Genomic DNA, 20,674 nt, shown 5'->3' on the forward strand with positions numbered 1-20,674 from the left:
CACGCGTGCGCGCGGCCGCGCCCAAGATGACGGAAATATCATCTTCGCCTCATGTTCGCACTGCGGTCGGACCGTAGCATCGGTCGCGAACCGTTACCGCAGAACCGAACATGCTCAAGCTCAACCTCGCCGTGGCCGTCGTCTTCGCGATGGCCGCGACGGCTCATGCGCAGCCGTCGCTGTCGCTGTTGCCGGGGCCGGCGCCGGCTGCCTCCGGCAGCGCCGCGCCGATCGGCGCACCGCCACCCGACACCCTTCCTTCCACCTCGTTGACGCTTGCCGATGCGCTGTCGATCGCGGCCCGGAACAATCCGGCGCTGCGCGGCGCGCGCGCGGACGTCGACGCATCGGCCGGCGCGCTGCTGCAGGCCGGCGCGCGCCCCAATCCCGAAGTGTCGTTCCTGCAGGAAGGGTTTCGCCGCGCCGAACGCACGTCGACCGCGCTGATCAACCAGACGATCGAGCTTGGCGGCAAGCGCAGCGCGCGGCTCGACGTCGCGTCGTACGGCCGGGAATCGGCCAATGCGTCGCTCGACGAGCAGGGCGCCGTCGTGCGCGCCGACGTGACCGCCGCGTTCTACGGGCTGCTCGCCGCGCAGCGCCAGCTTCAGGTGACCGAGGAATCGGCCGCGATTGCCGCGCGTTCCGCGGATCTCGCGAACCGCCGTGCGCAGGCCGGCAAGGTGTCGCCGGTCGAGGCGACCAAGGCGCACGTGGCGGCGGCCGGCGTGCAGATCGAAGTCGTGACCGCGCGCGGCCGTGTCGAGGTCGCGAGCGAGAAGCTGAACGCGGTGATGGGCGAAGCGCGCGACGGCCGGCTTGCGGTGCTCGGCGACCTCGAAGCTGTGCCGCCGGTCGACCCGCTGTCCGCGCTGACCGCGCAGCTCGACGATGCGCCGCTCGCGCGGATCGCGCGCGCCGAGATGCTGCGCTCGAACGCGGCCGTGTCGCTCGAACGCGCGCGGCGCATTCCGGACGTGACGATCAGCGCGGGCGTGAAGCGCGTGACCACGGGCGGTGTGCCGGACAACCAGGCCGTGGTCGGCGTGTCGATCCCGATCCCGTTGTTCAACACGAACAAGGGCGCGTTGCTCGAAGCGACGCACAAGGCCGAGCGCGCGAATGCCGATCTCGATCGCGAACGCACGCGCCTGCGGCTGGACCTCACGCAGGCGTACACGAATTTCGAAGCCGCCGCGCAGGAAGCGCAGCGCCTGAAGGCCGACATCCTGCCGGCCGCGCGCCTCGCGCTCGATGCGATGTCGCGCGGCTACGAACTCGGGAAGTTCAGCTTCCTCGACGTGCTCGATGCGCAGCGCACGCTGTTCCAGGGCCAGTCGCAATACGTGCGCGCGCTCGCCGATGCCCATACGGCCCGCGCCGACATCGGCCGGCTCGTCGGTACGCCGCTCTCACCGCTTGCACCGGTCGCGCAATAGCGCAACGGACGCCTCTTTTACCTGAAGGATCACCATGTCACGCAGCAGAATCCTGATCATCGCGGCGGTCGTGCTCGGCAGTGCCGGAATCGTCATCGGCGCACTCGGCGTCACGCGCAACGGCGGCGGCAACGGCGCGTCCGCGTCGGCGGTTGCCGAAGCCGCTTCGTCCGTCGAAGCCGCCGGCGAGCGCGGTGGTGTCGTGCTCAAGCGCGGCAAGCTGTCCGTCGAAATCGTGATGACGGAGAAACCCGGCGATGCGCGCCTCATCGTCTATCCGTTCGTCGATGGCAAGCCGGCCGACAAGGGCGTGACCGTGTCCGGTACGCTGGTCCGCTACGACCGCACGCACGAACCCTTGCGTTTCGACGCGGCCGGCCAGAAGTTCGTGTCCGCGCAGTCGATCGGCAAGCCGCACGTGTTCGATGCGACGATCGACGTGAAGGCGGGCAACGACTCCGCATCGTTCCCGTTCGCCCGCGCCGACGGCGCGATCGCGCTGACCGATGCGCAGTTGGCGACCTCGAAGATTGCGCTGGCGAAGGCCGGCCCCGCGCAGATCGCGACGCCGTTCCAGCTCCCTGGCGAGATCAAGTTCAACGAGGATCGCACCGCGCACGTGGTGCCGCGCGTGGCCGGCATCGTCGAGCAGGTGTCGGTGTCGCTCGGACAGAACGTCGCGAAGGGGCAGGTGCTGGCCGTGATCGCGAGCACCGATCTTGCCGACCGGCGCAGCGAGCTGCTGACGGCCGAGCGCCGGCTGTCGGGCGCACGCGCGACCTACGAGCGCGAACGCACGCTGTGGCAGGAGCGCATCTCGGCCGAGCAGGACTACCAGCAGGCGCAGGTGCAATTGCGTGAAGCCGAGATCGCCGTGCAGAACGCGCGGCAGAAGCTCGCCGCGCTGAACGCGCCGGTCGGCGCGGGTGCGCTGAACCGCTACGAACTGCGCGCGCCGTTCGCCGGCACGATCGTCGAGAAGCATGCGACGCCGGGCGAAGCGATCGCCGCCGATGCCAGCATGTTCGTGATCTCCGATCTGTCGACGGTATGGGCCGAGATGGCCGTGCCGGCGCAGCGGTTGAACGATGTGCGGGTCGGCCGCGACGCGACGGTCGTCGCGACCGCGTTCGAATCGCGTTCGAGCGGCCCGATCGCGTACGTGGGTTCGTTGCTCGGCGAACAGACGCGCACCGCGCCGGCGCGCGTCGTGCTGCCGAACCCGGACGGCGTGTGGCGGCCCGGGATGTTCGTGAACGTATCGGTCGACGCGGGCAAGCAGGGCGTGCCGCTCGCGGTCGCAAGCGACGCGCTGCAGGACGTCGACGGCGCACCGTCCGTCTTCGTGCGCTCGTCGAAGGGCTTCGTCGCCCAGGCTGTCGAAACCGGGCGGCGCGACGAACGGGCGACCGAAGTGTTGAAGGGGCTCAAGCCGGGCCAGGAATACGCGGCGTCGAACAGCTTCGTGCTGAAGGCCGAGCTCGGCAAGGGGAGCGCGGAACATGAATGAGCGCTACGTGTGTGCCGTTGCACGACTCGCGGCCCGCTATGCGGCCCGCTTTCCGGCCCGCCGCGTGACTGGCCGGGCGGCCCGTCCGTCGACGGTGACCGTGCCCCGTTTCAAGGAATCCCGTCATGTTTGAACGCCTGATCCGCTTTGCGATTGCGCACCGCTGGCTCGTGATGCTGGCGATCGCGGCCGTGGCCGCGCTGGGCGTGTTCAGCTACCAGAAGCTGCCGATCGACGCGGTGCCCGACATCACCAACGTGCAGGTCCAGATCAACACGTCCGCGCCCGGTTATTCGCCGCTCGAAGCCGAGCAGCGCATCACCTATCCGGTCGAAACCGTGATGGCCGGCCTGCCGGGCCTCGAGCAGACGCGTTCGATCTCGCGCTACGGGCTGTCGCAGGTCACCGTGATCTTCAAGGACGGCACCGACATCTACTTCGCGCGGCAACTCGTCAACGAGCGCATCCAGGAAGCGAAGGACAAGCTGCCGGCCGGCATCGCGCCCGCGATGGGGCCGACGTCGACGGGCCTCGGCGAGATCTACCTGTGGACCGTCGAGGCCGACGCAGCCGCGCGCAAGCCCGACGGCACGCGCTATACCGCGGCCGACCTGCGCGAGCTGCAGGACTGGGTCGTCAGGCCGCAGCTCCGCAACGTGCGCGGCGTGACCGAGGTGAACTCGATCGGCGGCTACGTGAAGGAATACCGCGTCGCGCCGAACCCGGCGAAGCTGATGTCGTACGGGCTGACGCTCGCCGACGTCGTGCGCGCGCTGGAGCGCAACAACGACAACGTCGGCGCCGGCTACATCGAGAAGCGCGGCGAACAGTATCTCGTGCGCGTGCCGGGCCAGGCGCGCACCGTCGACGACATCGCCAACATCGTGCTGACCAACGTTGGCGGCGTGCCGGTGCGGATGAAGGACGTCGGGCTGGTCGACATCGGCCGCGAGCTGCGCACCGGCGCGGCGACGTCGGACGGCGAGGAGGTCGTGCTCGGCACGGTCTTCATGCTGATGGGCGAGAACAGCCGCACGGTCGCGAAGGCCGTTGCAGCGAAGATGGACGACGTGAACCGCACGCTGCCGTCGGGCGTGAAGGCGATTCCCGTGTATGACCGCACCGTGCTCGTCGAGAAGGCCGTCGCGACGGTGAAGAAGAACCTGCTCGAAGGCGCGATCCTCGTGATCGCCGTGCTGTTCCTGTTCCTCGGCAACATGCGCGCGGCGCTGATCACCGCGCTCGTGATCCCGCTGTCGATGCTGATGACCTTCACCGGGATGGTCAACGCGAAAGTGAGCGCGAACTTGATGAGCCTCGGCGCGCTCGACTTCGGGATCATCGTCGATGGTGCAGTGGTGATCGTCGAGAACTGCGTGAGGCGGCTCGCGCATGCGCAGGCGGCCGCCGGCCGGCCGCTGACGCGCGACGAGCGTTTCGCCGAGGTGTTCGGCGCGTCGCAGGAAGCGCGCCGCGCGCTGATCTTCGGGCAACTGATCATCATGGTCGTGTACCTGCCGATCTTTGCGCTGACGGGCGTCGAAGGCAAGATGTTCCACCCGATGGCGATTACCGTCGTGATGGCGCTCGCGGCCGCGATGGTACTGACCGTCACGTTCATTCCGGCGGCTGTCGCGCTGTTTATCGGCGAGCGCGTCGAGGAGAAGGAGAACCGGCTGATGGGCTGGGCGCGGCGTGCGTACGAGCCGGTGCTCGCCGCGTTCATGACGCGCCCGGCGCGCGTGATGATCGGCGCGGGCGCGATCGTGCTGGTCACGCTCGGGCTTGCCACGCGGCTTGGCAGCGAGTTCATCCCGAGCCTCAACGAAGGCGACCTGGCCGTGTCCGCGCTGCGGATTCCCGGCACGAGCCTGTCGCAGTCGGTCGAGATGCAGAAGTCGATCGAGAAGACACTGAAGGCGCGCTTCCCCGAGATCGAGCGCGTGTTCGCGCGCACCGGCACGGCCGAGATCGCGGCCGACCCGATGCCGCCAAACCTGTCGGACGGCTACATCATGCTGAAGCCCGCCGACCAGTGGCCCGACCCGAAGAAGCCGCGCGACCAGCTCGTGCGCGAGATCGAGGAGGCGCTCGCCGAGCTGCCGGGCAACGCCTACGAGTTCTCGCAGCCGATCCAGCTGCGCTTCAACGAACTGATCTCGGGCGTGCGCAGCGACGTCGCCGTGAAGATCTTCGGTGACGACATGGCCGTGTTGAACCAGACCGGCGAGCAGATCGCGGCCGCGCTGCAGAAGGTACCGGGCGCGTCCGAAGTGAAGGTCGAGCAGACCACCGGCCTGCCCGTGCTGACCGTCAACCTCGACCGCGACAAGCTCGCGCGCTACGGCGTGAGCGTCGCCGACCTGCAGGACTCGGTGGCCGCGGCGGTCGGCGGGCAGAAGGCCGGCACGCTGTTCCAGGGCGACCGCCGCTTCGACATCGTCGTGCGGTTACCCGACGAGCTGCGCTCGGACATCGAGGCGATCAAGCGGCTGCCGATCGCGCTGCCCGCGCCGGCGGCCGGCGCCAGCGCACCGCTCGCGGCGGCGCCGTACGTGCCGCTCGCGGAGCTCGCGACGATCGACGTCGCGCCGGGCCCGAACCAGATCAGCCGCGAGGACGGCAAGCGGCGGGTGGTCGTCAGCGCGAACGTGCGCGGCCGCGACGTCGGCTCGTTCGTCGCCGATGCGCGCGAGCAATTGCAGCAGGACGTGCGCGTACCGGCCGGCTACTGGGTGTCGTGGGGCGGGCAGTTCGAACAGCTGCAAAGCGCGAGCGAGCGCCTCAAGCTGGTCGTGCCGCTCGCGCTGTTCATGGTGTTCGTGCTGCTGTTCGTGATGTTCAACAACGTGAAGGACGGGCTGCTCGTGTTCACCGGCATTCCGTTCGCGCTGAGCGGCGGCGTGGTGTCGCTGTGGCTGCGCGGGATTCCGCTGTCGATCACGGCGGCGGTCGGCTTCATCGCGCTGTCGGGCGTGGCCGTGCTCAACGGGCTCGTGATGATCTCGTTCATCCGCAACCTGCGCGACGAAGGGATGCCGCTCGAGGCCGCCGTGCGCGAAGGCGCGCTCACGCGGCTGCGGCCGGTGCTGATGACCGCGCTCGTCGCGTCGCTCGGCTTCCTGCCGATGGCGTTCGCGACCGGCACCGGCGCCGAGGTGCAGCGCCCGCTCGCGACGGTCGTGATCGGCGGTATCCTGTCGTCCACGGCGCTGACGCTGCTGGTGCTGCCCGTGCTGTACCGCGTGAGCCATGCGGTGTCGTGGCGCGCGGCGTTGCGCGGCGGCTTCGGCTCGGGCGTGCTGCGTCGCCTGGGTTTCTTCAAGGGTAATGCGTGATGCGAATTCTGATTGTCGAAGATGAACCGAAGACGGGCGCGTACCTGCGCAAGGGGCTGACCGAGGCCGGCTATGTCGTCGACTGGGTCGAGGACGGCATCACGGGCCAGCACCAGGCCGAGACCGAGGAATACGACCTGCTCGTGCTCGACGTGATGCTGCCCGGGCAGGACGGCTGGACGCTGCTGCAGAACCTGCGGCGCAGCAAGTCGACGCCCGTGCTGTTCCTGACCGCGCGCGACGACGTCGGCGATCGCGTGAAGGGGCTCGAGCTCGGCGCCGACGACTACCTCGCGAAGCCGTTCGACTTCGTCGAGCTGACCGCGCGCATCAAGTCGATCCTGCGACGCGGCCAGCCGCGCGATTCGAACACGCTGCGCGTGGCCGACCTCGAACTCGACCTGACGCGCCGCAAGGCCACGCGGCAGGGCGACACGATCCTGCTGACCGCGAAGGAATTCGCGCTGCTGTGGCTGCTGATGCGCCGCGAGGGCGAGATCCTGCCGCGCGCGACGATCGCGTCGCAGGTGTGGGACATGAACTTCAACAGCGACACGAACGTCGTCGATTCGGCGATCCGGCGCCTGCGCTCGAAGATCGACGACGCGTACGACCCGAAGCTGATCCACACCGTGCGCGGGATGGGCTACGTGCTCGAGGCACGCGGCGGCGCGGCGGCATGATCACGCGCCTGCTGCCGCGCACGCTGCGCGGACGCCTGACCGCGCTGATCATCCTGTCGACGTCGGTGATCCTCGCGTCGAGCGGCGTCGCGCTCTATGAAGCGTTGAGCAATCGCGTCGAAACGACGGCGGCCGAGCAGATGGCCGGGATTTCCGCCGCGCTGGGCGCGCACCTGGCCGAAGCGCGCTCGACGGCCGACGTCGCGCGCAACACCGATATCTGGATCGACCAGTTGCATGGCCATCCGAACATGGATCTGTCGATCTACGATGCCGCGGGTACGCGCCTGGTCGGCACGCCCGGTTTCCGCCCGTATGGGCCGCTGATGTCGCTGGATGCGGGGCGCGTGCCGGTCGGCGTCGCGCCACCCGGCGCGCGGCACCAGTATCTGGTGACGAGTGTGCCGCTGGCCGGCGCGGGTGCAGGTGCGCCCGTGGTGCGCGTCGTGGTGCAGTACGACCGCAGCGCCGACGTGCTGTTGCTGCGCACGCACGCGTATACGATCGTCGTGATCGAAGTGTTCGGCGTGGTGCTCGCGGCGGCGATCGCGTACGGCATCGCGGCGCTCGGGCTGAGCCCGCTGCGGCGGTTCGCGGCGCGTGCCGAGCAGATGTCGACGAGCCGGCTCGCCCATCCGCTGCCGGCGCTCGACACGGCCGGCGAGCTGAAGGAGCTCGAGCATGCGTTCAACGGCATGCTCGAGCGGCTGAACGAGTCGTTCACGCGGCTGAGCCAGTTCTCGTCGAATCTCGCGCACGACATGCGCACGCCGCTCACGAACCTGCAGGCGGCCGCGCAGGTCGTGCTGTCGCAGCCGCGCAGTGCGGACGAATACCGGAACGTGATCGAGTCGAGCATCGACGAATACCAGCGGCTGTCGCGGATGATCGAGGACATGCTGTTTCTGGCACGCTCGGAACAGGCCGGCACGTCGATCGACGTGCGGCGGCTGGATGCGGCGGAGGAGGCCGGCCGTGTCGCCGGCTACTACGAGCCGCTGGCGGAGGATGCGGGCGTGCAGGTGAAGGTCGACGGCCATGCGTGGGTCGATGCCGATCTGACGCTGTACCAGCGCGCGCTGAGCAACCTGCTGTCCAACGCGCTGAGGTATGCGCCGCGCGGCAGCGTCGTGACGATCGACTGTGTGGAGCAGGGCGGTGCGACGACGATCGCCGTGTCGGATACGGGGCCCGGCATCGCCGCGGAGCATGTCGGGCGGATCTTCGAGCGCTTCTATCGCGTCGATCCGTCGCGGCACAATTCGGCGTCGGGGACGGGGCTCGGCCTTGCGATCGTCCGGTCGATCATGGACAACCACGGCGGCGAATGCGGCGTCGACAGCGACCCCGGCCGGCGCACGACGTTCTGGCTGCGCTTTCCGCGACGGCCGGCCGAGCTGAAACGGCCGGCGGCCATCAGTACCTGACACCGCCGACGGGCACGCCCGCGCGTTCGCCATGAGGCGGCCGCGCGCGGCGCGCTGCCCGCGGTCGTGTACCCGAGCGTCATTGCTGCGCAGTCAGGTTGTCGTGGTTGTCGGTCTGCGGCTTCTTCTCGCCGCCATGCACCGAAATCCCGTGAAGCTCCTTGTTGCGCGCGACGAGTTCGCCGGTCGGCGGGTACTGCGTCTTGCTCACCGGCACGACGCCGTCGTGCTGCGCCTGCTTCAGTTCGTTGACAACTTGCGTGCGGGTCTTGCCCTGCGTTTGCGCTTGCGCGAATGCGGCCTGCGTGGTGATGCCGAGCGACAGCGTGGCGGTGACGAACAGTGCTGCGAGTTTTGCGGTTTTCATCGAGTGCTCTCCTTGATCGGGGCCGCCGGGTGGCGAACCGTGGACCCAGTATGCGAAAGCAGCCGTGCGTGATCGTGATCGCGAGATGAAAAATGCGTCAGATTGCGTGATGCGGAGATGCGTCGATAGGATGCGACCGACATGACGCAAGCGTCATGTTCGCGTCATGGGCGCGATGAGCGGGAAGCGGAACATGAAGTCTGCCGATGGTCGACGTGGCCGACGGCATTCACGCCGTTCGCGACATCGGTATCGAAAGCGGGCGGCCTTGTTCAGACTTTCCTTCCGGACCGAAAAGTGCATCGTCCCGCCATCCGCCTAGCCTTGATCGCAGTCCTGATCGTCCCGTTGTTCGCCGGCTGCGCATCGACACGTTCCGGCACCACGCTGACCGCGCAGACCGCACCGGCCGCCGCAAAGAAGCCGGTGCCGACCGACCTCATGCCTGGCGAGCAGATCGACTATGCCGGGCATCGCTGTGGCAATCCGAACCTGTATGTGAAAACGCATACGTGCCTGTTCCCGCAGCGCAGCGGCACGCGTTGATCGCGATCGTGCCGCTCGGGATGACTCGGCCCTCAGCCGCCGTGCTCGCGGCGGTAGTCGTCCAGTATGCGCTGGATCGTGCGGTTCGACGGATCGTTCTCGCGCAGGTCGTCATCCAGTTTCGCGATCGTAATGAGCGCCTTCCACAGCGCCCAGCCTTGCCCGCGCGCCCAGGTACCGGCATCGACGGCTAGCGTCGATCGAAAAGCGCGGCGCGCTGCGTCGTCGAACAGCGTCCAGTTGATCGCGAGATCGCAGGCCGGGTCGCCCACCGCAGCGCAGCCGAAATCGATGACGGCGTGCAGTGCCCCGTCCTTCATCAGCAGGTTGCCGGCCGAGATGTCGCCATGCACCCAGACGGGAGCGGCGTTCCAGCTGGAATGCACTGCGGTTTCCCACACGGCAAGCGCACGGCCGGTATCGACGAAACCTGACAGGGTTTCAAGTGCGGCGCGTGTTTCGCCGTCGTAGAGCGACAACGGCCCGCCACGGAAGAAATTGTGCGGGCCCGGCGGCGGGCCGTCCGACGCGTCGATCCGATGCAGTTCGGTCAGAAAGCCGGCCACTGCGCGCGCGAACGCCGGCTTGTCGTCGATCGATTCATCGCGCGCGGGTTCGCCGTCCAGCCAGCCATAGACCGACCACGGCCACGGGTAGAACTCGGTAGGCGCGCCCTTGGCAATCGGTGCGGGAATGGGCAACGACAGATGCGAGGCCAGTTGCGGCAGCCAGTGCTGCTCCTTCTCGACCTGGGCGACATAATCGCGGCCGCTGGGGAGTCTCGCCAGCTTGTCGTCGCCGAGCCGGAAGGTCCGGTTGTCCCAGCCGCCCGGCAGCACGGGGACGACGTCGAGGTCGCGCCACTGCGGGAATTGCTGCGCGATGAGCCGCCGAACGAGATCGGCGTCGATGGGAAGTGTCAGGGCTTGTGGGTCGTCTGGCATGACAGGGTGCGGACAGCGGCAATGTCACAGAATAGCTCACGGGCGATGGCGGGTTCATCGCCGAACGCGCGCGGTGTCGATGCGCGATGAGCAAAAAAAAGCCCGGCACTCGACGTGTCCGGGCCTAACGCGTGACGTGCCGTGCGGCAGCGACCCGCTTGCGTGGTCTGGAACGGGCGCTGCCCGTCACGTCTTCGATCGTAGCGATACGACGCTTCGCGAACCTGATCGGAACATGAAATTTTCGTCACGTGGCGCGCGTATCGCCGCCGCGCTCAGAACCGGTGGCGCAACCCGAGATTGACGATGCCCTGCGTGCGCGTGCCGCCATAGCCATAGGAACCGATCGACGCCTGCGCCGTTTGCGTGCCACCGTCGAGCGTGCGTTGCTCGCCGTTCGCGCGTTGCCATGCACCGACCGCGTAGAGATCGGTGCGCTTCGACAGCACGTAATCGGCGCCGGCCGACACCTGATGGTAGGTCGCGCTCGTATCGCCGCGGGCGCGCGTGTAGCTGTAGCCGACGCCGACGAGCAGGCTGGGCGTCGCCTGGTAGTTGAAGAAACCGCGCGCGGTGTCGTACTTCTGCGTGCTGCGAAACGCGGACGTCGCATCGGCCTTGTACAGCGCATTGCTGTAGTCGATGCCGACCGCGAACGGCGCGAAGCTGTAGCGCAACGCGCCGCGCGCGATGCCGATCGATTTTGCCGAGATGTAGCCGCCGTTGACCAGCGACCCGTCGAATGTGCCGTCGGAGGTGCCATTCCAGCCGGTGCGGATGCCGTTGGCGAGCGACGAACGATTGGTCGCGTAGTAGTAGCCGCCCGCCACGTCGACCGGGCCGTTGCTGTACGACAGGCCGGCCGACCAGGTTTGCCCGGCGCCGCTCTTGCCGGCCACGCCGCCGAGCGCAACCATGCCGACGAACTGGAGTCCGTTGATCAAGGGCGACGTGTATTTCACCGCGTTGTCGGTGCGCGACGATGTGTCGTAGTTGTCGACATCGCCGGGTGTCGCGTAGACGCTGCCGAAGTAGAAGTCGCCGGTGACGGGCCATGCGACATCCGCGAGCGCGTCGTACTGGCGGCCGAGCGTCAGCGTGCCCCAGCGCGTGCTTTCCAGGCCGACGAATGCCTGCCGGCCGAACATCCGGTTGCCTTGCCCGAGCGCGCCGGTGTTCGGATTGAAGCCGTTTTCCAGCGTGAAGATCGCCTTCAGCCCGCCGCCCAGATCTTCCGCGCCCTTCACGCCGAAGCGGTTGCCGAGCAGGTTGCCGTTGCCGAGGCCGACGAGATTCCTGCCCTCCGCGTTGGCGTTCCAGACATAAGTCAGCGACGTATCGAACAGGCCGTATAGCGTGACTTCCGACGCATGTGCCGCGTGAGTGGTCGCGAGCAGCGCCCCCGACATCATGGCGAGCCGAACTGGAGTTTTCATGGTTTGCCCCTGGCGTTCAAGATGATCGTTTTGTGCATCGCTCAATTCCGGAGCCGCGTGCTTGGCCGGCGGATGGGAAATATCGCGATCGCGTTGCCGATTCTGGAAAGCGGTTGAATCGTGAAGGTGAGGGACAAATGAGAAAAATGTCATCGCCGCGTCATGAGCACAGAAACGCGTGACGAATTTTCATTCGCAGTGCGATGCAGAAGATGTCCCGGTGATGACGAAACCGTCATGCGGCAATCACGATTCCGCACCGCCGCCGGATCAAAGTGAAGGCTCCTGTCACGGATCTACATCAAGGAGAAAACAACATGAACATTCCGCGACCGATGATCGTCGCCGCCGCCGCCGCCGCCGCACTGTCGATGGCGGTTCTCTCGCAAGCGATGGCCGCACCGCAGAAGACCCGGCAGGAAGTCCTTCAGGAACTGGTGCGGGCGCGCCACGACGGCGTGATCCCGAGCCCGAATCACGACTACCCGGCGAGCCCGGCCGCCGTCGCGCGCAACCAGGAAATCCATCGCGCGACGGTGCATCGCGGCGAGACGGCGCCGCTGGTCGATGCGCATGACAACCGGTTTGCGGTGCGTTGATCGTTCATTCGCGGCTGACCGGCGCGGTGCCCGTCGGCCGCACCCCACACGAAGAGGAGCGTGTCATGCGCAATGTTGCGAAAGGAATCGTGCTCGCGGCGTGCCTGATGTCGACGGCCGCGATGGCGGCCGGCTGGCCGGAACGTGCGCTGTCGCACGCGTCGGCGCATGACGTCGGCCGGCGTGCGAACGAGCGGATGCGCTGCGAGTTCGCGGCCGTGCCGGCCGGCGAGTGGAGCGCGACGTTCACGCGCGGGCAATGCGAGGTCGACAACGGCCGGCTGACGTTCGCGCCGGCCGATGCCGGCGGCGGATCGGCCGTCGCGGAGAGGCGGATCCTGCTCGGCGAAATCCGCAGCGCGTCGCATCAGTCGCGCAAGCTGAAGGAGCAGCTGCAACTGACGACACGCGACGAAGTGATCGCGCTGAACGTGCTGACCGACGACGGCAGCCGCAAGTCGCGCGAGCATGCGATCGACCTGTGGGCCACATTGCGCAACGAAGGCGTGACGCCCGTCAACGGCACGCGCGTCGTCGAACCGTATCCGACGGGCGCGACGACGTGGTAGCCGGCGTCCGGCTTATCCGGCCTTCACCGATCCTTCGATCAGGAAAAACACGATGAAGCCGATGAAGAACGCGGCCGTCGCGAACGGCGTTTCGGGTACCTCGTGCGCTTCGACCAGCAGTTCTTCGGTGACGAGGTACAGCAGCGCGACGGTGCCCAGCCCGAGCAGCGCCGCGTAGAGATTGGCCGGAAGCCCGGCGAACGCCGCGTTACCGGCCACGGCTGCGATGCTCAATAGCGCCGCGAGCCCGACCGGTACGACGATCGATAGCATGCGGCCGATGCCGGCGGCCGCGAGTGCCGCGCTGACCGACAGCGCGAGGAACAGCACCTCGAGCGTCAGCGCGACGGTCAGGATGATGCCGCTTTCGTCGCTCGCGGAGAACGCGATGCCGAGCACGAGGCCGTCGACGACGAGATCGATCGCGGTGACGATGATCAGGCTCACGGGCAGCTGCGCTGCCTCGAAACGCGTCTCGATCGCGCCCGACAGCGCACGGATCGCGAGCATCAGCGCGATGCCGAGCACGAAGCCGACGACGACCGGAAACAGCGCATGCGCGCGGTCCTGCGGCAGCAGTTCGAGCGCCGCGGCCGAGAACACGATGCCGCCGGTGAAATGCTGGATGACGCTCGACGTTTTCGGGCCGGGGGCGCGCCACGCAGCTGTGAGGGCCCCGAAACAGGCCGCCAGCACGGGCGGTAACGTGAGCAGCGCGAGCTTCGCGGTCGGTGTCATGAGGCCTCTCGAACGGTTGGCGTACCGCAGCGGGCCTGGCGTCTGGCTGCCCGGCCGGCTGGTACGGTTCGTACACACCGGGCGGTGCCCCGGCTTCAACCGGGGATTGAACACCTTGAAGCCGCTTCAAGGTCAACCCAATCGATGCCGGGCGCACCGGCCAGCCGGTGCGCCCGTGCCGGTCAAAGCTGCGCGAGCGCCTGGTCGAGATCGGCGAGCAAGTCGTCGATATGCTCGATGCCGATCGACAGCCGTACCGTTTCTTCCTTCACGCCCGCCTTCGCGAGTTCGGCCGGCGACAGTTGCCGGTGCGTCGTCGATGCCGGGTGCGTCGCGAGCGATTTCGTGTCGCCGATGTTGACGAGCCGCGTGAACAGCTTCAGCGCGTCCTGGAACTTCGCACCGCCGTCGCGACCGCCCTTCACGCCGAACGTCAGGATGCCCGGCGCGCGGCCCGACAGGTAGCGCGCGACGAGCGCATGGTCGGGATGATCGGGCAGGCCCGCGTAATTCACCCACTCGACGTTTTCGTGGCGTGCGAGATGCTGCGCGATCTTCAGTGCGTTGTCGGTGATCCGCTCGACGCGCAGCGCCAGTGTTTCGATCCCCTGCAGGATCTGGAACGCATTGAACGGCGAGATCGCCGCGCCCATGTTGCGCAGCGGCACCACGCGCGCGCGGCCGATATAGGCGGCCGGCCCGAACGCTTCCGTATAGACGACACCGTGATAGCTGACGTCGGGCTGGTTCAGCCGCTTGAAGCGGTCCGCATGCTCGGCCCACGGAAACTTGCCCGAATCGACGATCGCGCCGCCGAGGCTCGTGCCGTGCCCGCCGAGATACTTCGTCAGCGAGTGCACGACGATATCCGCGCCGTGCTCGAACGGACGCAGCAGGTACGGCGACGGCACCGTGTTGTCGACGATCAGCGGGATCCCGTGGCGATGCGCGACTTCCGCGAGCGCGGCGATGTCGGTGACGTTGCCGAGCGGGTTGCCGACCGATTCCGCGAAGATCGCCTTCGTGCGCGCGTCGATCAGCGGTTCGAACGACGCGGGGTCGCGCGGATCGGCGAAGCGCGTCGTGATCCCGTATTGCGGCAGCGTATGCGCGAACAGGTTGTAGGTGCCGCCGTACAGCGAACTCGCGGACACGATGTTGTCGCCGGCTTCCGCGATCGTCTGGATCGCGTACGTGACGGCCGATTGCCCTGAGGCGAGCGCGAGCGCGCCGATGCCGCCCTCGAGCGCGGCGATCCGCTGCTCGAGCACGTCCGTCGTCGGATTCATGATCCGCGTGTAGATGTTGCCCTGCACCTTCAGATCGAACAGGTCGGCGCCGTGCTGCGTGTCGTCGAATGCGTACGCAACGGTCTGGTAGATCGGTACGGCGACCGCGCGCGTGGTCGGGTCGGGACGATAACCGCCGTGCACGGCGATGGTTTCGAGACGCCAGTTCGAAGAGGCCTGATCGGTCATGGGTGCTCCGTGTGTTGTTGTGGTGGTCGAGCGATTATAGGAGCACGCGCGCGACGCCTCTTAGAACGAATGGTTTGTTGCTTATGGCCGGGCGCCGCATAAAATGCCTGTTCCGCAAACAAGGGGTGAGCGATGAATCAGGATCATTGGAACCAGGTGGATGCGTATTTCTCCGCGACGCTCGTGCCGTCCGACGACGTGCTCGACGCCGCGCTGGCCGCGAGCGACGCGGCCGGACTGCCCGCGATCAACGTCGCGCCGAACCAGGGCAAGCTGCTGCAACTGCTCGCGACGATCCGCGGCGCGCGCCGGATCCTCGAGGTCGGCACGCTCGGCGGCTACAGCACGATCTGGCTCGCGCGCGCGTTGCCGCCGGGCGGCACGCTCGTGACCCTCGAACTGAACCCCGAACACGCGAAGGTCGCGACGCAGAACATCGCGCGTGCCGGGTTCGCGGAGGCCGTGACGGTGGTGGTGGGTAGCGCGAAGGACAGCCTCGCGCGGCTCGTCGACGCGGGTGGCGCGCCGTTCGATTTCATCTTCATCGATGCCGACAAGGACAACAACCCGGTCTATCTCGACGCGGCGCTGAAGCTGTCGCGGCCCGGCACCGTGATCGTCGTCGACAACGTCGTGCGCGGCGGGCGCGTGGCCGATCCGGACAATCGCGAGCCCGACGTGGTCGGCGTGCGCGACGGGTTCGCGCGTCTCGTGGCCGCCCCGAACGTCACGACCACGGCCGTGCAGACGGTCGGGCAGAAGGGCTGGGACGGGTTCTCGATCTCGATCGTCGGCGCGTGACGTGGTGCGTCAGTGCTGGCTGGCTGCCGCGTCGGCCCGTCGATACAGGCGTGGCCACTGATTGTCGAACAGGCCGTTGCAGGTGCCGTGCGTGGCGATATCGCTGAGCACGAAGTGCCGGCCGTCGAAGACCCACGTTGCGGTCGAGCCGCAATCGCCGGCACTGCGCAGCCTGACCTTGCTCGACAGCATCGAGCCGATCACGGCGTAGCCGGCGTCGGTCAGTTCGTTTGCGAACGACGCCGAATCGAGTCCCGCATTCGCGTTCTCGCCGAAATTCATCGCCGTCGGCGTGAACGGTGCCGTCCGTCGCACGCGATACCACAGGTCGGTGTGGTTATACAGGCTGCTGGTCTGGCACGGAATCGAGACGAGCGCCTCGTCGGCGGAGATCGCGTAGGCGAACGACGCCTTCCTGCGATCGCTGGCGGACATTTCGTCTTCGACGTCGGCAGCACATTGCTTCACGTCGCTGCCGAATTTCGCGAGCACCGCGTCGACGAGCGGGCCCTGTTCGGCGGCCGACACGCCGGCGGCCGGCAGCGGCGCCGGCACGACGGCGGGCGGTAGCGCCGGTGCGGCCGGCACCGACGACGCGGGCCGGGTGCCGGGGCGCAGCAGCGCCGTGACCGTGCCGACGCGGCCCTGCGTGTCGTCGATCAGCAGCAGCGCGGCGCTCAATCCCGACAACGGCGTGCGGGCGGTATGGGCCGACGCCGGATCGCCGAAGCTCAGCAGTTGCCCGTTGCGCGATGCGGCGAGCCAGGCGGCAACCGTTGCCGGATCGCTGGTCCGCATCCGGGCACGCGTCCAGAACGAGGGCGCGTCGTCGTTCTTGTCGCCGGACGCCTGCCATTGTGCGGGAGCCGCATCGAACGGCCGGCCGTCGACGCGTGCGGTGCGCAGGTCCAGCGGCACCGTCGCGTAGAGGTCGAGCGATGCTTGTGCGTCCGGGCCGGCATCGCGCGTCACGCGCAGGATGACGCGCGTGCGTGCGTCGTCGATATCGTCCGTGTGGCTTTCGGCGATGCAGCGGTTGCCGTTGTCGCAGACGACCGACCAGTTCTTGAAGTTGCGCTCGACCGGCGGCCGCGCGAGCGGGCGAGCCTGGGCAACGATCGGGGAAACGGCGAGGAGGGCGGCGATGGCGAGCGAAAGGCGGTGCGACATGACGGTTCGGATCGGCTGTGGATGGGCGGGCGGAAGACGTCGGACTGCAAGCGCATCGTCAGCAAGCGGGGCAGGTCGAGGGCTGCGGCGCATGCGGCGGCGCGCGTGACCGAACGGCATCGAGTATACCGCCGCAATGCGTTGCGATCGCGTCGGCGACGCGTAGTGTGCGGGCACGGACATTGCTGCCCGGTATTGGTCGGACAAGTGCGGGTGCAAAAAAACGGCGCGATCCCCGCAGGCATCGCGCCGTTCGCTTTTCATCGGCCGTCGACCACGTCGCGCAGGAACGCGTCGAGCATCGCCACGTCACCCCACGGCCGCTTGTATTCGCGATCGTGTTCGGCATCGGCGAGCATCGTCTCGACAAGCGCGTGGATTGCCGGCCGGCGGGGCCCGTATTCGCTTTCGTTCGCGCTCATTTTCAGCGCGAGCAACGCGTCGAGCTCCGCGCGCACCGCCGGCTCATGCACGGTGCCGTCGACGAGATCCACGAAGCGCATCGGCGGCATCCCGAGCCCCGAGTCGATCCAGCGTACCGCGAGCAGCGGCCGCAGCACGTACAGGTACTTCTTGTAACGCACCGTGTCGCCTTGCAGATAGCCGCGAAAGTTCTTCTTCGCCATCGCGAGGTAGTGATGACGCCCGCGCACCGGCGAGAAGAACGCTGACGCCAGCGACCTGAGCCGCGGCGCCCAGCGCGCGTCTTCGCGATACACGACGGGCGAGTCGAGCCATTCGAGCAGCGTCGGGTTCGAGCGGCGCAGCAGTTGCAGCGCCTTGCGCAGTTCCCAGCCGCTGACGTCGAGCTCGTCGTCGAGCGGCCGCTCGATCACGTCGCGTTGCGGTTCGACGCTCAGGTACCAGTCGCGCCGGTGCGCATACACGAAGCGCACGTCGTAATCGCTGTCGGGCGATGCGAAGCCCCAGCCGCGGCTGCCCGATTCGCACGCGAACAGCACGCTCACGTCGTGGCGTCGCTCGACTTCCGCGAGCTCCGCCATCACGCGCGCCCGCATGGTCGGGTCGACCGGATGTGCGCTGCGCACGGTCGTCAATTTTTCCGTTTTCATTATTGTTGTTTCCCTTTCGTTGTGCGCGGCCGCCGGCCATCGGCCGCGCACCGCGCTATCCTTTCACGCACACCACCTGGCGCAGCGTGTTCACCACTTCGACGAGGCTGCGCTGGGCCGCCATCACCGCGTCGATGTCCTTGTAGGCCATCGGGATTTCGTCGACGACGCCCGCGTCCTTCCGGCATTCGACGCCTTGGGTTGCCTTGACCTGATCGTCGACCGTGAAGCGGCGCTTCGCTTCGGTACGGCTCATCGTCCGGCCTGCACCGTGGCTGCACGAGCAGAAGCTGTCCGGGTTGCCGAGCCCGCGCACGATGAAGCTCTTCGCGCCCATCGAACCCGGAATGATCCCGAGCTGCCCCTTCTGCGCGGACACCGCGCCCTTGCGCGTCACGAGCACGTCTTCGCCGAAGTGGCGTTCGCGCTGCACATAGTTGTGGTGGCAGTTCACCGCGTGTTCGTCGACCGAGAAGGGTTTGGCGATCACGCCGCGCGCCGCGCCGATCACCGCATCCATCATGGCCTGCCGGTTGCGGCGCGCGTAGTCCTGCGCCCAGCCGACCGCTTCGACGTAGTCGTCGAAGTGCCGGCTGCCCTCGGTGAAATACGCGAGGTTGCGATCCGGCAGGTTCGCGATGTGCTGCCGCATGTCGGCCTGCGCGAGTTCGATGAACAGGCTGCCGATCGCGTTGCCGACGCCGCGCGAGCCGCTGTGCAGCATGAACCACACGTGGTCCGCTTCGTCGACGCACACTTCGATGAAGTGGTTGCCGGTGCCGAGCGTGCCGAGATGCGCGTAGTGGTTCGTCTTTTCCAGCTTCGGATACTTGTCGACGATCCGCTGGAAGCCCGGTTGCAGCGACTTCCACGATTCGGTCACGGCGGCCGGCGTGCGGTCGCCCCATGCGCCCGGATCGCGGCGGCCCGGCGCGCGGCCGTGCGGCACCGCGCGTTCGATCGCACTGCGCAGGCCCGCGAGCGAATCCGGCAGGTCGGACGCCGTCAGCGTCGTGCGCGCGGCCATCATCCCGCAGCCGATGTCGACGCCGACCGCGGCCGGAATGATCGCGCCCTTCGTCGGGATCACGCTGCCGATCGTCGAGCCCTTGCCGAGGTGGACGTCCGGCATCACCGCGACGTGGCTGAAGATGAACGGCATCTGCGCGGTGTTGCGCAGTTGCGCGCGCGCTTCGTCTTCGACGGCGACGCCTTGCGTCCACATCTTCACCGGCTTGCCGTTGGCCAGTTCCATTACCTGGTAATCCATTTCACTCATGTTCATCACCTTGCTTCTTCGTTCATGAGGCACGGCGCCCGTGCGCCGTGCCCGATCATTCATTGCGCACCCTTGATGCTGACGAGTCCGTTCAGCACCTGGTCGAGACCGCCGAACACCGAGATGCGGTCGATCCGTTCCGCGACGCGTTCGAGCGTTTCCAGCTCCTTGAGCCGCAGCGCGGTCGGGTTTTCTTCCATCACCTTCGCGGTGTTCAGCAGCGAACGCGTGGCCGCGGTTTCCTCGCGGCGGCGAATCACGTTCGCCTGCGCGGACTTTTCCGCCTCGACCACCTGCGCAAGAATCGTCTTCATGTCGCCCGGCAGCACGATATCCTTCACGCCGACGCTGCGCACCTCCACGCCCGAATGGCCGAGGCGGGCACGCACCTGTGCGATCACGACGTCGTCGATCGACTGCTTGTCCTCCAGCAGCTCGTCGAGCGAACGCGTGCCGACCGCCGACCGCAGTGCGAACTGCAGCTCGCGATACAGGTGTTCGACCGGCTTCTGCAGCTGGCCGAACGCATGCAGCACGTCCGCATAGCACCACGTCGCCGACAGGTTCAGCCGCAGCGCGACCTTGTCGCGCGTCAGGATTTCCTGTCCGCCGACTTCGATCGCCTGCAAACGCAGGTCGACGAGTTCGACCGTGACGTCACGGTTGAAGCGCCAGAACGCCGAAGTACCCGCGTCCAGCAACCGCTCGATCTTGCCGTCGATCTTCAGCACGCCGACGTGGTACGCCGGCACCTGCGCCAGCAGCACGCCCGCCAGGCCCGCCACGCCGCGCGCCCGCAGCGCCGGTTGCGCGATGCGCTTCACGAGCGCGGCCGGCAGCACACTGTCCTGCGCGAGATCGACGCGTTCGAGACGGTGCGTGGCCAGGCCGCGCCAGTACAGCCGGCGCGTGCCCGGCGCCAGAATCTCGACGAGCACGTCGTCTTCGTAGCGCAGGCCGGCTTCATCGTCGGCGATATCCATCGCGACGAAGTGCCGGGCGAGCACGTCCGGTGCGTCGTGACGCAGGTAATCGGCCAGTGCCGCGTCGACGAGCGGCGCGTCGAGACGCGCGGTCTGCACCGACAGGCGCTTGAACGGATCGAAGGCCTTGAACACGCCCGGTTCCAGCACCTTCACGAAATCGCCCTCATTCATCAGCAGCGCGCGTTCGTTCTTTTTTACGACATGTCGCATCCACATATTCTTGTCCTTTTCTTCATTGACCGCCGGGTGACGCGCATCGTGCGGATCGCGGGGCGACGCAACCGGGCGGGC

Annotated in this window: 18 protein-coding genes; 9 read left to right on the forward strand and 9 right to left on the reverse strand. The window is 67.6% G+C overall.

From position 1 onward, the window contains the following. Positions 1–110 precede the first annotated feature (110 nt). The 5 genes from BDO18943_RS27090 to BDO18943_RS27110 all read left to right on the forward strand — a co-directional run bounded on the left by BDO18943_RS27090 (position 111) and on the right by BDO18943_RS27110 (position 8,397). Entirely contained in the window at positions 111–1,439 is a 1,329-nt protein-coding gene (locus BDO18943_RS27090) for a TolC family protein (protein WP_175024768.1), read from the forward strand. Positions 1,440–1,473: 34 nt separating this feature from the next. Further along, positions 1,474–2,949, forward strand: a complete 1,476-nt coding sequence (locus BDO18943_RS27095; protein ID WP_175024769.1) for an efflux RND transporter periplasmic adaptor subunit — start codon at positions 1,474–1,476, stop codon at positions 2,947–2,949. A gap of 125 nt (positions 2,950–3,074) precedes the next feature. Further along, positions 3,075–6,287, forward strand: a complete 3,213-nt coding sequence (locus BDO18943_RS27100) for an efflux RND transporter permease subunit (protein WP_175024770.1) — start codon at positions 3,075–3,077, stop codon at positions 6,285–6,287. Then, entirely contained in the window at positions 6,287–6,970 is a 684-nt protein-coding gene (gene irlR / locus BDO18943_RS27105) for a heavy metal response regulator transcription factor IrlR (RefSeq protein WP_021157388.1), read from the forward strand. The genes BDO18943_RS27100 and irlR overlap by 1 nt, the downstream gene beginning before the upstream one ends. Next, the gene (locus tag BDO18943_RS27110; RefSeq protein ID WP_175024771.1) at positions 6,967–8,397 is read left to right on the forward strand and encodes a heavy metal sensor histidine kinase; all 1,431 of its coding nucleotides are present in this window, start codon (positions 6,967–6,969) and stop codon (positions 8,395–8,397) included. The genes irlR and BDO18943_RS27110 overlap by 4 nt, the downstream gene beginning before the upstream one ends. Before the next feature lie 79 nt (positions 8,398–8,476). Here BDO18943_RS27110 and BDO18943_RS27115 read toward each other — a convergent pair whose 3' ends face one another. Beyond that, the gene (locus tag BDO18943_RS27115) at positions 8,477–8,764 is read right to left on the reverse strand and encodes a DUF4148 domain-containing protein (protein ID WP_175024772.1); all 288 of its coding nucleotides are present in this window, start codon (positions 8,762–8,764) and stop codon (positions 8,477–8,479) included. Positions 8,765–8,905: 141 nt separating this feature from the next. Here BDO18943_RS27115 and BDO18943_RS42740 point away from each other — a divergent pair, with 141 nt between their 5' ends. Continuing rightward, a complete protein-coding gene (locus BDO18943_RS42740; protein ID WP_235996200.1) occupies positions 8,906–9,310 on the forward strand; it encodes a hypothetical protein in 405 nt (134 codons plus the stop codon). Between the two features lie 32 nt (positions 9,311–9,342). On the opposite strand, the gene BDO18943_RS27125 is transcribed toward BDO18943_RS42740, so the two are convergent. Both BDO18943_RS27125 and BDO18943_RS27130 read right to left on the reverse strand, forming a co-directional pair. Continuing rightward, entirely contained in the window at positions 9,343–10,254 is a 912-nt protein-coding gene (locus BDO18943_RS27125) for an aminoglycoside phosphotransferase family protein (protein WP_175024773.1), read from the reverse strand. Between the two features lie 275 nt (positions 10,255–10,529). Then, on the reverse strand, positions 10,530–11,690 hold the full coding sequence (locus BDO18943_RS27130) for a porin (RefSeq protein ID WP_175024774.1): 1,161 nt from the start codon (positions 11,688–11,690) through the stop codon (positions 10,530–10,532). 317 nt (positions 11,691–12,007) lie between these two features. On the opposite strand from BDO18943_RS27130, the gene BDO18943_RS27135 reads away from it, so the two are divergent. Together BDO18943_RS27135 and BDO18943_RS27140 are read left to right on the forward strand one after the other, a co-directional pair. Then, the gene (locus tag BDO18943_RS27135) at positions 12,008–12,289 is read left to right on the forward strand and encodes a DUF4148 domain-containing protein (protein ID WP_175024775.1); all 282 of its coding nucleotides are present in this window, start codon (positions 12,008–12,010) and stop codon (positions 12,287–12,289) included. Between the two features lie 65 nt (positions 12,290–12,354). Beyond that, positions 12,355–12,858, forward strand: a complete 504-nt coding sequence (locus tag BDO18943_RS27140) for a hypothetical protein (RefSeq protein ID WP_175024776.1) — start codon at positions 12,355–12,357, stop codon at positions 12,856–12,858. Positions 12,859–12,870: 12 nt separating this feature from the next. Here BDO18943_RS27140 and BDO18943_RS27145 read toward each other — a convergent pair whose 3' ends face one another. Both BDO18943_RS27145 and BDO18943_RS27150 read right to left on the reverse strand, forming a co-directional pair. After that, entirely contained in the window at positions 12,871–13,596 is a 726-nt protein-coding gene (locus BDO18943_RS27145; RefSeq protein WP_175024777.1) for a ZIP family metal transporter, read from the reverse strand. Positions 13,597–13,778: 182 nt separating this feature from the next. Next, positions 13,779–15,074, reverse strand: a complete 1,296-nt coding sequence (locus BDO18943_RS27150; RefSeq protein ID WP_089453527.1) for an O-acetylhomoserine aminocarboxypropyltransferase/cysteine synthase family protein — start codon at positions 15,072–15,074, stop codon at positions 13,779–13,781. A gap of 132 nt (positions 15,075–15,206) precedes the next feature. Between BDO18943_RS27150 and BDO18943_RS27155 the strand changes: the two genes are divergently transcribed. Further along, positions 15,207–15,875, forward strand: a complete 669-nt coding sequence (locus tag BDO18943_RS27155; protein WP_175024778.1) for an O-methyltransferase — start codon at positions 15,207–15,209, stop codon at positions 15,873–15,875. Between the two features lie 9 nt (positions 15,876–15,884). On the opposite strand, the gene BDO18943_RS27160 is transcribed toward BDO18943_RS27155, so the two are convergent. The 4 genes from BDO18943_RS27160 to BDO18943_RS27175 all read right to left on the reverse strand — a co-directional run bounded on the left by BDO18943_RS27160 (position 15,885) and on the right by BDO18943_RS27175 (position 20,599). Continuing rightward, positions 15,885–17,045, reverse strand: coding sequence for a DUF1176 domain-containing protein (locus BDO18943_RS27160; protein WP_235996201.1), 1,161 nt, complete (start codon positions 17,043–17,045; stop codon positions 15,885–15,887). Between the two features lie 260 nt (positions 17,046–17,305). After that, positions 17,306–18,118 carry a nucleotidyltransferase domain-containing protein gene (locus BDO18943_RS27165; protein WP_175024780.1) on the reverse strand — a complete coding sequence of 271 codons (813 nt, stop codon included), beginning with the start codon at positions 18,116–18,118 and terminating at the stop codon, positions 17,306–17,308. 55 nt (positions 18,119–18,173) lie between these two features. After that, positions 18,174–19,397 carry an RtcB family protein gene (locus tag BDO18943_RS27170; RefSeq protein WP_275891898.1) on the reverse strand — a complete coding sequence of 408 codons (1,224 nt, stop codon included), beginning with the start codon at positions 19,395–19,397 and terminating at the stop codon, positions 18,174–18,176. A 59-nt stretch (positions 19,398–19,456) separates the two neighbouring features. Then, positions 19,457–20,599 (reverse strand): slipin family protein, encoded by a 1,143-nt coding sequence (locus tag BDO18943_RS27175; protein ID WP_175024781.1) that lies wholly within the window; start codon positions 20,597–20,599, stop codon positions 19,457–19,459. Positions 20,600–20,674: the final 75 nt, after the last annotated feature.

Source organism: Burkholderia aenigmatica (genome assembly GCF_902499175.1).
Classification (GTDB): Bacteria; Pseudomonadota; Gammaproteobacteria; order Burkholderiales; family Burkholderiaceae; genus Burkholderia; species Burkholderia aenigmatica.

Excerpts from the sequence above, each read along its gene's own strand:
- BDO18943_RS27130 (WP_175024774.1), bottom strand. The coding sequence starts at position 11,690 with ATGAAAACTCCAGTTCGGCTCGCCATGATGTCGGGGGCGCTGCTCGCG.
- BDO18943_RS27110 (WP_175024771.1), top strand. The coding sequence starts at position 6,967 with ATGATCACGCGCCTGCTGCCGCGCACGCTGCGCGGACGCCTGACCGCG.
- BDO18943_RS27090 (WP_175024768.1), top strand. The coding sequence starts at position 111 with ATGCTCAAGCTCAACCTCGCCGTGGCCGTCGTCTTCGCGATGGCCGCG.
- BDO18943_RS27150 (WP_089453527.1), bottom strand. The coding sequence starts at position 15,074 with ATGACCGATCAGGCCTCTTCGAACTGGCGTCTCGAAACCATCGCCGTG.
- BDO18943_RS42740 (WP_235996200.1), top strand. The coding sequence starts at position 8,906 with ATGACGCAAGCGTCATGTTCGCGTCATGGGCGCGATGAGCGGGAAGCG.
- BDO18943_RS27115 (WP_175024772.1), bottom strand. The coding sequence starts at position 8,764 with ATGAAAACCGCAAAACTCGCAGCACTGTTCGTCACCGCCACGCTGTCG.
- BDO18943_RS27160 (WP_235996201.1), bottom strand. The coding sequence starts at position 17,045 with ATGTCGCACCGCCTTTCGCTCGCCATCGCCGCCCTCCTCGCCGTTTCC.
- BDO18943_RS27125 (WP_175024773.1), bottom strand. The coding sequence starts at position 10,254 with ATGCCAGACGACCCACAAGCCCTGACACTTCCCATCGACGCCGATCTC.
- BDO18943_RS27170 (WP_275891898.1), bottom strand. The coding sequence starts at position 19,397 with ATGAGTGAAATGGATTACCAGGTAATGGAACTGGCCAACGGCAAGCCG.
- irlR (WP_021157388.1), top strand. The coding sequence starts at position 6,287 with ATGCGAATTCTGATTGTCGAAGATGAACCGAAGACGGGCGCGTACCTG.
- BDO18943_RS27165 (WP_175024780.1), bottom strand. The coding sequence starts at position 18,118 with ATGAAAACGGAAAAATTGACGACCGTGCGCAGCGCACATCCGGTCGAC.
- BDO18943_RS27140 (WP_175024776.1), top strand. The coding sequence starts at position 12,355 with ATGCGCAATGTTGCGAAAGGAATCGTGCTCGCGGCGTGCCTGATGTCG.
- BDO18943_RS27175 (WP_175024781.1), bottom strand. The coding sequence starts at position 20,599 with ATGTGGATGCGACATGTCGTAAAAAAGAACGAACGCGCGCTGCTGATG.
- BDO18943_RS27135 (WP_175024775.1), top strand. The coding sequence starts at position 12,008 with ATGAACATTCCGCGACCGATGATCGTCGCCGCCGCCGCCGCCGCCGCA.
- BDO18943_RS27100 (WP_175024770.1), top strand. The coding sequence starts at position 3,075 with ATGTTTGAACGCCTGATCCGCTTTGCGATTGCGCACCGCTGGCTCGTG.
- BDO18943_RS27145 (WP_175024777.1), bottom strand. The coding sequence starts at position 13,596 with ATGACACCGACCGCGAAGCTCGCGCTGCTCACGTTACCGCCCGTGCTG.
- BDO18943_RS27095 (WP_175024769.1), top strand. The coding sequence starts at position 1,474 with ATGTCACGCAGCAGAATCCTGATCATCGCGGCGGTCGTGCTCGGCAGT.
- BDO18943_RS27155 (WP_175024778.1), top strand. The coding sequence starts at position 15,207 with ATGAATCAGGATCATTGGAACCAGGTGGATGCGTATTTCTCCGCGACG.